An 11,225-nucleotide genomic window follows, 5' to 3' on the forward strand; every position below is an offset into this window, starting at 1 on the left:
CTGTGAACCAGTGAGCCAGACCAGAGAACCGTCGGCTTTTTCTAGTCTAGTTTCTGGCAGCACAGGGCAGCCTGTTCGCTAAGCCGCAACCGAATCATAAGCAAATTTAATTGTGAATATTGCTGTCTTTTTGCCTGAAAGGCTAGACAGAATGAAAAAGTTTTGGTACACCTGTTCTTTAGGGATGTAGCTCCAAGTCACTCCTCGTCAATTCGCCTTTCCCCAAAGCGCTATGGAACCCTTAACCGAAGTCCAGCAGGAACTCTACGACTGGTTGGTCGAATATATCCGCGAAAATCAGCACGCTCCCTCGATCCGCCAGATGATGCAGGCGATGGGGCTGCGATCGCCCGCGCCGATTCAGAGCCGCTTGGAGCATCTGCAAAACAAGGGATACATCGACTGGACGCGGGGCAAAGCCCGGACGCTACGCCTGCTTCATGGATTTTCTCAGGGCGTGCCGATTCGGGGTGAAGTGTTTGCGGGGGGAGCGCTGGAACCTGCAACGGGCGACACAGAGTTTCTCGATATTTCTGGAATGCAGCTCAAGCCGCAAGATTACGCGCTGCGGGTGACGGGCGACAGCATGATCGAAGCCCTGATTGCCGATGGCGACGTGGTGATCATGCGTCCGGTGAAAGAGCCAGACAAGCTCAAGAACGGCACGATTGTTGCAGCGAGAGTCGAAGGAGAGGGCAATACCCTGAAGTATTTTTATCGGCGCGGCAACAAGGTGACGCTGAAGCCTGCCAACTCAAAGTACGATCCAATTGAAAAGCCCGCTTCAGATGTACAAATCCAGGGGATGCTGATCGGCGTTTGGCGCGATTTTGGCGCGGGCGCTCCCTAGAGACTGCTAACTTCCTGAAGATTTCTAGATCAGCGCTACGATGCCGATCGATGTGATAGAGAATCGAAAGGGCAAATTATCAGGCTAAAGGCTATCCATTAATCCATGCAGACTAGGCAAGCGCACTGGGGTCGGTTTCTTGCGAAAGCCCGTCGTTTTGGAATGCCCCCGGAGGCTGTTGCCCTACCTCGCCTGGGGCCAGTTCCGAAAGGCTCTGCAAAATGGGGACGAACAGGGGTGAGGCTGGGAGCGATCGCCCTTGCTCTTCTGCTCCTCAGCAGTTGTGCCAGTCCTGATCCGCAAGCCCGCCTGGCTAATACTAAAGAATGTATCGAGTGCGATTTGCAGGGCAAGGTGCTGGCCAAGACTGACCTCAAGGGCGCGAAGCTCAATCGCGCCAATCTTAGCAGCGCCGACCTCAACGGTGCCAATCTAAGCGAAGCGCTGCTAGACACCGCCAACCTCAGCGGCGCAAATCTGAGCAACGCAGACCTCAACCGTGCCGCGCTGCCCTCTGCAAACCTCAGCGGTGCAAATCTCTCCGGTGCCAGCTTGAAGAATGCTTTCTTGCGGAACGCAGACTTTACCAATGCTAATCTCAGCAATGCCGACTTTAGCGGCAGCGATCTCAGCGGAGCTAAGCTAGACGGCGCAACCCAGGAGGGGGCTGTTTTTCAGGGCGCGATTCTGCCAGATGGGACCGTGCAGCCGTAGTTGTCCCCAGAGCGGCGTTCCTCGATTGGATGCCAAAATGGAGCGATCGCCCCACAGCGCTGACGCAGAAACCCAGCCCATTTCAGGCATGGGGTAGAATCCTGACAAGCGTCTGGACGCGGACTTGCAGGGGGCTCCAGAAGGGAGTTCCAGCAGGAGGTTCCAGAACGATACACTTGAGCGGGTGATGCCATGCCTCCCAGGTTGCACATTAAATTGCTTGGAGACTTTGCCATTACCGATGAGCGACAGATTTCGTTAGGCATTGGCAGCGATCGCCAACAGGCTCTCCTGGCCTATCTGCTGCTGCATCGCCACACGCCGCAGCCTCGCCAGCGCCTCGCCTTTCACCTCTGGCCCGATTCCATCGAATCCCAGGCTCGCTCTAACCTGCGAAAGGCCCTTTCGCATCTGCGACAAGCCCTACCAGAACCAGATACGGTGCTGCTGGCAGATGCCAAAACGCTGCAATGGTCGCCCAGCGCTCCCATTTTTCTGGATGTGGCGGAATTTGAGAATGCGGTAAAGCTTGCTGCCCAAGCGACCGAACCCGACATCGCGCGATCGCACCTGGAAGCCGCCTTATCTCTATACCAAGGCGATTTGCTGCCCAGTTGCACAGACGAGTGGATTGAGCCAGAGCGCGATCGCCTCCAGCAGACGCACAAGCGAGCATTGCAGCAGACCATCACGCTGCTCAAAGCACAGCAGGATTACGATATGGCGATCGCCTATGCTCAGCAGGTGTTGCGAAGCGACCCGCTCAACGAATCCGCTCACGCGACGCTGATGCATCTGCACTGGCTGAAGGGCGATCGCGCCAACGCACTCCAGGTCTATCACCACTGTATGACGCTGCTGCGGGAAGAATTGGGCGTTGACCCCGGCCCCACCCTCCGCAAGCTGTACGACCAAATCCTCAACGCAGACGATGAGCCATTTGGCAGTCTTGCAGGCAGTATTGCAACGGCTTCTGGGGGCGATCGCCCGTTGGTCAGTGCCGCCCTGCTGTCTCCTGCATCAGGAGCGCAGCAGCTTAGCCCGCTGATTGGGCGAACCCACGAATGGGCCACCATCCAGCAGTGGATGAGGGCAGAGAATTCGCTGGATAAGGCAGCTTTGGACACCCTGGGCGATCGCCCGGTGCTGCTACTGACGGGAGAACCGGGCATTGGCAAAACGCGCCTGCTGCAAGCAATTCAGGAGCAGTTTCAGCAGCAGAATCACTGCATCCTGTGGGGGCGCGGCTTTGAAGCAGAAATTGTGCGTCCCTATGGCGTGTGGATTGACGCGCTGCGTGCGTTTGTGACGAATGCCAACGTGCAAATACTGGAAGATTTGACTTACCTACTCAGTGAGTCGAATCCTTCATCGCAAAGTTCCGATTGCAGTCCGTCGGATCGCAGCTATCTATTCGACAGCGTGGTTCAGTTTATTTCCACGCTCTGTTCCAGCCAGCGTTCCGTTTTGATTGTTCTGGACGATATTCAATGGATCGATGAAGCATCGTCATCGCTGTTGCACTATGCCATTCGGCTGCTGAGTCAGCATTCCGTCTTTTTTGCCTGCACCGCCCGCACCAAAGAGCTAGACGACAATGCAGCCGTGCTGCGAGGATTGCAAGCGCTGCGGCGAGAACGGCGCTTGCTGACGCTGCCGCTGCAACCGCTAGAGCCAGAACAAACTGCCGCGCTAATTCGCAGTGTTTACGCGCCTCTAGAGCAGGATTGGTCGCCAGAGCAGACGCAGCAGGTGTTTATCGATAGCGGCGGCAATCCTCTGTTTGCGCTGGAAATTGCGCGGGCGATGTCCTCAGGCGAAGCAACCCACGCCAATAGTTTGGAACTGCTGATTGGCGATCGCCTGCAACGGCTGGACGACTACGCTCGCGAACTCATTCCCTGGGCGGCCGCGCTGGGCAGAACCTTTGATCCCACCACGCTGTCTGACATTGCTGATGCACCGCTGTCTAAGCTGCTGACGGGCATTGAGCAGCTAGAGCGAGAAAGCCTAATTCGGGTGAGCGCCTCTCACGGACAGAAAACACGCTACGACTTTGCCCACGACATCGTGCGGCAGGTGGCCTATCGGCAACTGTCGGAACCCCGTCGTCGCTTGCTGCATCTCCAGATTTCCCAAAAGCTGCACCAGCGGGCAAGCCATGACTCGTCTTTGGCGGCAGAAATCGCCCATCACGCCGCGCTGGGGGGCGATCGCGCTCTGGCAGCCACGGCGTGTCTGGCGGCGGCCAACTATTCGCTCAAACTATTTGCCTATGCCGAAGCTGCGGAACTTTCTCTGCGCGGGATTCAGCATTGCCAGGTGCTAGATCAGCGCACCCGCGTTCGGCTGCATATCGAACTGCTGCAAGTGCTGCTGTTTGCCGGAGTTCCTGCCGAACAGGTGGCTCCGCTGGAGGCAGAAGTGCAGGAACTGGTGCAAGAAGCCCATCGGCTGGGCCTCTCGGAAGCGGAGATGGCGGGGCTGGAAGTGCTGATGATTCTAAACTTTCAGTACAGCAATTTTGCCTATGTGCAGCAACATTCCAAGCGAGTCGTGGAAATTGGGCGGTCGGCTAATCCCATGATGACGGCTCGCGCCCTGGCATCCAGTGGTTCCTGTTTGGCGGAAGTGGGTAGAGAGATGGCGCGGGCAGAGGCGCTGCTGGAAGAGGCGCGATCGCTGGCGGCACGAGTGGGGCAAGATTCGGCGGATTTGTACGGCGGGCTGGGTCGCGTGCGACTGCACACGGGCGACTATGACGAGGGGCGGGCACTGCTGCAACGGGCCTACGAGATCGCGCAGCAGGAGCAGGATCATTGGCGCGAATGCTGGGTACTGACCTATCTCGCGATGACAGAACTGGAAGCAGGAAACCCGGTGGCAGCGCTGGCCTATAGTCAGGCGATCGCCACCGTTGCCTCGCAGATTCAGGGCCAGGGCAGTGAAGCCGCCGTAGCAGATGCGCTGACAGCCCTCGCCCGATATCATTTGCAAAAAACCGATGCAGCGGCGGCACTCGATCAGGCGATCGCTGTCCTGCGACAGCTCGACAATCGCCGAATGCTATCGTATTTGCTGAGTAGTGCCGCTGAGGTTGATTTGGCGAGCGATCGCCCCACCCAAGCCATTGAGAAAGCAGCCGTGGCGCTGTCCGAAGCTCAGGCAATTAATCAGCCCGTCGATGTGACGCTGGCGTGGGCGCTGCTGGTGCAAGGCTGGCTGCGAGTCGCCGAAAGCGCTGCCGACCGCAACGCTGTCGCCGCGGCCCGGCAGCAGGCAAGTGACCTGTTCCAGCAGTTCTATCCGCAAATCAGCGTTGCCGATCTCAGCCGCCGCGCCCGCGCTGCCGTTACCCAAACCCGACACCAGATGGCCCTAATGCATCCCCATGCCGTTGCTCTGGAAAAAGCGCCATGACCCTCATCATTGTTGAAACCGATCGCCCCGATCCCATCACGCCAGAGGTTCTGGCAGACGAAGGAAATCGAGTGTTTCCCTGTCTGGCAGCGCGAAATGCAACCTGGCGATATTCCCTGCTGTCGGGCGATCGCCACCGCATGATTTGCAGCTTTGAGGCTCCCGATGCCGAAGCCGTCCGTATGTCCTACCGCACGGCTTATGTTCCCTTTGAGAAGATGTGGGTTGACCATCTCCGCGAACCGGAGGGTATTCCGCCTGTGTGGAACGAGTCTGCGCTGGTGGTGGTCGAGATCGCCTATCCAGGGGGACTTTCGGAGCCAGAGCAGCAGGCGCAGTGGCAAGTGATCACCCAGCGCTTGCTGCCTTGTTATGCAGAGCAGGGCGTAGAATGGGTGCGATCGCACGTTTCGCCAGCCCAAACCCTGATCCTGTCGGAACTCAATGCGCCCGATCCGGCACTCATCGAGGCGGCCCATCGCCAAGTCGGTCTACCCCTTTCCCGCTTGTGGTCGGCCACGCTGCTGAAGCCCTAGTCCGGTTTTTGTGGGGCAATGTGCTAAAAAGCGTGAATCCCCGCAAGGTCTTACCCAGCAGGGATTCTAAATCAGAGACAAATTAGAGCAAAGATGAGAGACGAACCTGGCTTACAGACAGATTAGGACGCAAGGCGCTGCTGTTGCCATACCGTGTTGGGCACACGAGTAAAGCGGGTCTGCTGCTTTTGCGCGGGCTGCTCTGCTTTCAGATTCTCCATCTGAGCCATCATTTGTTTCAGATGATTCAGCAAGTCGTCGATCTGAGCGGGGCTGTCCGCACCCTTTAGCGCCTGAGACACACTTTCGACCGTCGCTTCGAGAGAAGCAGGCTGAGCCGCCTCGGCAGAAACCGCATAGCGCTTGATTGGCTCAAGGCTGACTAATTCTGCTTGCTTGCCAACCGCAACCGTGGCTCGCTGTTCCACTTCGACCTGCGCCAGCGAGTGCTGAAGCAGTTCAGCCGCAGGAGAAACAGTCTCCACCTCATCCAGGAAAGACTCCAGACCTGCCGAAGCCAGCCGCGCCTCCGAAAATCGCAGGCTCTCTAACTCATTCTCCTTGTCTCTCAACTTCTGACGAAGATCAGAAACTTCATCTTCCGCTTTGCTCAGCTTCCGAGAAGAGTTGCTCCAGTTCAACAGCGCCAGAGCCGTCACGCCAGCACCCAGACTGACCGCCGTTGCAAGCCCCAGGTAGGGCCCCGATAGCTCCTTAAGTTGCCCTGCGAAAATGGGCTGGTTTTCTAAGTGAACCGTTAGGGGCTGAGAACCCATCGCAGCCATAGGAAGCGTAGCTGCCGAAAACACAACACCTGCGAGCAGTGACGAAGACAATAAAGTACGTGGAAAGCTCATAGTTCAGGAACCAAAAAACAACAGAAACATAGAAGCGGCTAACTACGTGAAATTGTCATCCCTAATTAGACATGCCCACTTTCAAGTCGTGGTACAACCCTTGCTGCGTAACGATACCCTGGCGGCTAAAGTTTGGGAAGACATCTGCTTACTTACAAGACTAACCCGTAGACCAAGGGGCTTGGGTATGCCTTTCGTAAAGAGTACAGTCTTGCGTTTAAAGCTCAAGTAAACTTTCATATCGCGCTCTATATAAACACTCATTTCGCCACCTGAGACAGAAATGATCTAAAGCAAAAAACAGACGCTTTAGTTAACTTGCATCAGTATGTCTTTTGCCAGAGGCAGAGGTTTCTATGGAACAGATCCTGAACTGATGCAGGGAGCTAATTATGCTATGCCATCCATCGAGTGGATGCAAACCTGATGTTTTTGATAAAAACTGTATAAGATTAGATAAAAAAGATTAGATAAAAATGTGGTTTTGCAAACTTTTCAAGTTCCTGGCAATAGGGGGCGATCGCCCATCAATAAATACTGGAATAATACTGGATTCGGAAATTCCATCTCTTGAATATTGATACTTCAATTTACTGGAAGCTTTTCGGATTCTTTTCAAACATTTTTCCAAAGCTTTATCAAATACGTGAAAAATAAAGCAAGCATGAAGCACTGATTTTCAGAGAATTATTTGGCTCATGTTCAATCTCCACTTGAATCTCTACATCAATCTTCAAAGCAATGGGGATTTCTGGATAAATACATGCCGCACAGAGAATTCTCCCGAAATCCTCCTAAGTACTTTCTGTGGTGAAATCATCCGAAGAATCACCGAATTAGGTTTCTTTATCAAAACTTGAATCTTGCTTTAGGAAGAATTCAAGCTTCCCGGAGTTTTGCGGAAACCTATGTAGAGGAAAGAGGTCATTTTTGAATCAGGCGGTACATCTTCTGAGTGTCTTTCACTCTCCAATACGTCTTTCGATGGAGGACTTAATAACCATGAGCAGAAAACTCACGCAGATCTTTCGAGGTGGGTTGGTCAATCGGGGAGGACGACGCCAGAGGGGACATCAAGACGCAGAAGGGTTTTTGACCAAACAGCAATGGAGGCTAGGCAGGCGCTTTAAGGGGCTGCTGCTGTTTGGCTTATCACTCTTACTCACGGTTGGCTTTACGCTCCGCCTGCTGCCGTCGGGGTTGTCGGATTCACCCGTGGCGATCGCCTCTACAGTCGTACAAACTCCGCTCTCGACCCGTGGCTCACAGATTCTCGACGCTTCGGGCAAAACGATTCTGCTGCGCGGGGTGAACTGGTTTGGCATCGAGACAGAAACCCACGCGCCGCATGGACTTTGGGCCCGCGACTATAAGCAAATGCTGGCGCAGATTCGCAGCCTCGGCTACAACGTGATTCGCCTGCCGTTCTCGATTCAATCGCTGCGATCGCAAACCATCAGCGGCGTGGATTTTTCCATCGGCAGCAACCGCGAATTGCAGGGCAAAACGCCCCTCGAAGTCATGGATCTGGTGATTCAGGAAGCCCAGCGCCAGGGTTTGATGATCCTGCTAGATTGCCACCGGCTGAATGACCAGCGCATTCCTGAACTATGGTACGGCGATGGCTTTACGGAGCAGGACTGGATCAGCACCTGGACGATGCTGGCAAACCGCTATCGAAACCAGGCGAACGTTATTGGGGCCGACCTCAAAAACGAGCCACACGGTCGAGCAAGCTGGGGCACAGGCGACCAGTCCACCGACTGGCGATTGGCCGCCGAGCGAGCCGGAAACAGCATTTTGAACGTGAACTCCAACTGGCTGATCGTAGTCGAAGGCGTGGAGAAAAACGTACCGGGTCAGCGGCTTGCGGTTCACTGGTGGGGCGGCAATCTGGAGGGTGTGCGAAACTATCCCGTGCGCCTGACCCGTCCCAATAAACTGGTGTACTCTCCTCACGAGTATGGCGCAGGAGTTTACAACCAAAGTTGGTTTAATGAACCCAGCTTTCCCCAAAATCTGTATGAGCGCTGGGAGATCGGGTTCAACTATATTGCCCGCGAAGGCATCGCGCCGATTTTTGTAGGCGAGTTTGGCGGCAGACAGGTCGATACCCGATCCAAAGAAGGGATTTGGCAGCGCCAGTTTGTCAATTTCATTGGGCAAAATCAGCTTCATTTCGCCTACTGGAGTTGGAACCCGAATAGCGGCGACACAGGCGGCATCTTGCAAGACAACTGGCAGACGATTCATGCGGACAAGCAGCAACTTTTGAACCAATTGCTGCCCGTGCCGGGGGTTGCGCCGGGGACGAGTCCATCACCCAGCCCCAGTCCATCACCCAGCCCCAGCCCGACTCCGAAGCCCAGTCCGTCGCCGAGTCCGAGTCCATCGCCCAGTCCGTCGCCCAGTCCCAGCCCATCGCCCAGTCCGAGTCCGTCACCCAGGCCGTCGCCGAGTCCGTCGCCTAGCCCCAGCCCCTCGCCCAGCCCATCGCCGAGTCCTAATCCCTCATCTGGACTCAGCACTAGCATAACGATGCAGTCAGACTGGCAGACTGGTTTCTGTACTGCCATTCGGGTGGCAAACCAGGGCCGCAGCGCGGTAAACAACTGGCGGCTGACGTTTGATATGAACCAGGCGACGATCAACCAGAGTTGGAATGGCACCTTTAGCCGTCAGGGTACGCGGTATACCGTTTCGCCGCCGAGTTGGGGACAGCGCTTGCAGCCAGGACAATCGGTTGATTTGGGCTTCTGTGCAAACAAGCAGGGATCGGATTATCGACCGAGAAATGCGATCGCCACTGCGATTTAGGCAATTTAGGCGATTTTAGATTTTAGATTTTGGATTGAAGCTCTGGGCTGAACGGCCTGGATTGGTCGGGAAATCCGCAGTTGCCAAAATCAAAGATCAGCATTCTAAAATCGACTCTCTCTGGACGGCTTGATGCTAGGCTTTTTCTGCATCAGCCGTCTATTTTTGTGCTTATTTTGCGCTCGATTTTTTGGCGCTCGATTTTTTGGCGCTCGAACCGCTTCGGTTCGGTCGATTCTCTGAAATGACGCTTGAGATGGCACTGTGGCTAAAGCGGCTGGAAACCCCGCAGACGTTAGACAGACCATCCAAAATCCAAAATCCAAAATCCAAAATCGAAATTACCCACCCAAAGCAGCGATCGCCACTTGTGCCAGCCGTTTCCAGCCGGGTCTTTCCAAAAATGCCACATAGCGCCGCGCCACCTGCTGCAAGGTGCGGTGGTTGGCAAACCAGATGGGCTTGGGGCGAATGTGGAACGGGGCGTAGACCACAGATTTTTGAGGATGGTCAAACAGGTAAGCGTTGTGAACGAAGCCGCGACCGGAGCCGATGTCGCTGAGGGGATTGCCAGGAAAAGCCCCCCAGGTGAGGGCGCTGAGCAGGAAGTTCATGCCTGTCCAGGCGTTAATCCCGATATTGCCATAGCGCAGTTGGGCGATCGCCCTATCCACCGCCTCTGCATTCTGTCGTCGCGTTGCCGGGTCGATCAGCATTACGCAGGACAGCGTACCCCAGAGGGTTTCATTAGCAAAGTCTACGGCCTGTTGCAAAAACGCTGCGGTGTCGCCCGCGTCTAGGCTGACCTCGGCCAGCACGCCGCAAAAGGCTTCCGTCGTCAGGGCATACTCGCCGGGACTGGGGGGCACATCGGGAATTAGCGTCCAGGGTACGATATCAGGTGTACGGGGCGCGAGGGCGATCGCCTGCGGGTAGCGATCGAGAAACGCCTGGTAGCGATCCTGTGCGCCAGGATAGTAGGCCTTGCGGGCGGGTGTGGCAGCCAGCGCCGCCTTCAGCGCCGCCAAAAAGTCGTTTCGCTGCGGCCAATGTTTGGCCAGCACCAGCACCTTGCCTGCGACGCAGTTAAAGCTGGCGTTGTGGGCGACCATGCTGGCGACGTGCTGCGCCTGGTATTGCAAATCGCCAGCCGACCAGCGACCGGGCACCACCAAAATCGGCGTGACGCAGCCCAGTTCTGAAGTGACAGGCTTGGCAATCGCGGGATGATTCGCTGCCTTGCGCTCGGCCTGTTCTGCGGGCGTGTTGCCCCAGAGGATCGCATCGTGGGTGTGGTGCGATCCGGTGACGTGAATCGTGTCGATGCCTTCGTGCTGGCAAAGGAATGCGCCCACTGCTGCATCTCCGGTGATCATTGCCAGAAACCCGCCCTCGATGAGGGGCTGCAAGGCAGTTTCCAGAAACGGCTTTACATAGTCATTCACCGGGTTGAGCTTGAGCAGCACCACCTGGTTTTCGGCAAAGAGTTTCGACAGCGCATCCATCGGGGCGATCGCCGACACATTGCCTGCCCCCAGCACCAGCGCCACGCCCGCAGTTGAGTTGCCACCCGGCCGGTAAACTCGCCCCTGGCTGGCGGGCTGGACTGGCTCGATCCACACCTCGCCCCGAAACCCCAGCCACATCAGCCGATCGTGCGGATTATCAGGAAACACCTGAGCTACCTGCTGCCCGTCTGCCCGCAATCGCATGGACACAGGACGCGGCTGCCCACCGGCTGCCAATGCCTGAATCAGCAGCCGCAAGTTTAGCAGCAGGCCCACGGGCCCCAACAGCCACTCCTCGCCTGCCAGCGGCGCATTGGGATCAATACCCTTGGCGTGGCAAGCGGCGATCGCCCAATCCTCTGCTACTGCCACCGTTCCCGCAATACAGCGATGCAGCAAGTCTAGCCGCGCCGGAATCGGCAAAGTTGCCCAGGCAGACTTGTGGGCTTGGAGATGGGCGATCGCAGTGTCGGCAGCGTGCATGGGCAAGGATTGGGCAGACGGGAGAGGGAGAGCGGGATAA

At 56.2% G+C, this 11,225-nt stretch carries 7 protein-coding genes; 5 read left to right on the top strand and 2 right to left on the bottom strand.

What is annotated here, in order from left to right:
• Positions 1-232 precede the first annotated feature (232 nt).
• The 4 genes from lexA to O77CONTIG1_RS13795 all read left to right on the top strand — a co-directional run bounded on the left by lexA (position 233) and on the right by O77CONTIG1_RS13795 (position 5,520).
• Complete coding sequence (gene lexA / locus O77CONTIG1_RS13780; protein ID WP_068511429.1) at positions 233-850, top strand: transcriptional repressor LexA; 618 nt, start codon at positions 233-235, stop codon at positions 848-850.
• Between the two features lie 162 nt (positions 851-1,012).
• Positions 1,013-1,564: a pentapeptide repeat-containing protein gene (locus O77CONTIG1_RS13785; protein ID WP_197673189.1), complete on the top strand. Its 552-nt coding sequence runs from the start codon at positions 1,013-1,015 to the stop codon at positions 1,562-1,564.
• A 192-nt stretch (positions 1,565-1,756) separates the two neighbouring features.
• Positions 1,757-4,984, top strand: coding sequence for a BTAD domain-containing putative transcriptional regulator (locus O77CONTIG1_RS13790; RefSeq protein WP_084782641.1), 3,228 nt, complete (start codon positions 1,757-1,759; stop codon positions 4,982-4,984).
• Complete coding sequence (locus O77CONTIG1_RS13795; protein WP_068511434.1) at positions 4,981-5,520, top strand: nickel-binding protein; 540 nt, start codon at positions 4,981-4,983, stop codon at positions 5,518-5,520. The genes O77CONTIG1_RS13790 and O77CONTIG1_RS13795 overlap by 4 nt, the downstream gene beginning before the upstream one ends.
• Positions 5,521-5,642: 122 nt before the next feature.
• Here the strand turns inward: O77CONTIG1_RS13795 and O77CONTIG1_RS13800 are convergent, their stop codons facing one another.
• The gene (locus O77CONTIG1_RS13800; protein ID WP_156435262.1) at positions 5,643-6,296 is read right to left on the bottom strand and encodes a hypothetical protein; all 654 of its coding nucleotides are present in this window, start codon (positions 6,294-6,296) and stop codon (positions 5,643-5,645) included.
• A 1,083-nt stretch (positions 6,297-7,379) separates the two neighbouring features.
• Here O77CONTIG1_RS13800 and O77CONTIG1_RS13805 point away from each other — a divergent pair.
• A complete protein-coding gene (locus O77CONTIG1_RS13805; RefSeq protein WP_084782643.1) occupies positions 7,380-9,194 on the top strand; it encodes a cellulase family glycosylhydrolase in 1,815 nt (604 codons plus the stop codon).
• Between the two features lie 341 nt (positions 9,195-9,535).
• Here the strand turns inward: O77CONTIG1_RS13805 and O77CONTIG1_RS13810 are convergent, their stop codons facing one another.
• Positions 9,536-11,185, bottom strand: a complete 1,650-nt coding sequence (locus O77CONTIG1_RS13810; protein ID WP_068511438.1) for an aldehyde dehydrogenase family protein — start codon at positions 11,183-11,185, stop codon at positions 9,536-9,538.
• Positions 11,186-11,225 lie beyond the last annotated feature (40 nt).

The sequence above is a fragment of the Leptolyngbya sp. O-77 genome (genome assembly GCF_001548395.1).
Taxonomy (GTDB): Bacteria; Cyanobacteriota; Cyanobacteriia; order Elainellales; family Elainellaceae; genus Thermoleptolyngbya.

What these genes read in the sequence shown, in the direction of transcription:
- lexA (WP_068511429.1), top strand. Translation starts at nt 233, where the DNA reads ATGGAACCCTTAACCGAAGTCCAGCAGGAACTCTACGACTGGTTGGTC.
- O77CONTIG1_RS13785 (WP_197673189.1), top strand. Translation starts at nt 1,013, where the DNA reads ATGCCCCCGGAGGCTGTTGCCCTACCTCGCCTGGGGCCAGTTCCGAAA.
- O77CONTIG1_RS13790 (WP_084782641.1), top strand. Translation starts at nt 1,757, where the DNA reads ATGCCTCCCAGGTTGCACATTAAATTGCTTGGAGACTTTGCCATTACC.
- O77CONTIG1_RS13795 (WP_068511434.1), top strand. Translation starts at nt 4,981, where the DNA reads ATGACCCTCATCATTGTTGAAACCGATCGCCCCGATCCCATCACGCCA.
- O77CONTIG1_RS13800 (WP_156435262.1), bottom strand. Translation starts at nt 6,296, where the DNA reads ATGGGTTCTCAGCCCCTAACGGTTCACTTAGAAAACCAGCCCATTTTC.
- O77CONTIG1_RS13805 (WP_084782643.1), top strand. Translation starts at nt 7,380, where the DNA reads ATGAGCAGAAAACTCACGCAGATCTTTCGAGGTGGGTTGGTCAATCGG.
- O77CONTIG1_RS13810 (WP_068511438.1), bottom strand. Translation starts at nt 11,185, where the DNA reads ATGCACGCTGCCGACACTGCGATCGCCCATCTCCAAGCCCACAAGTCT.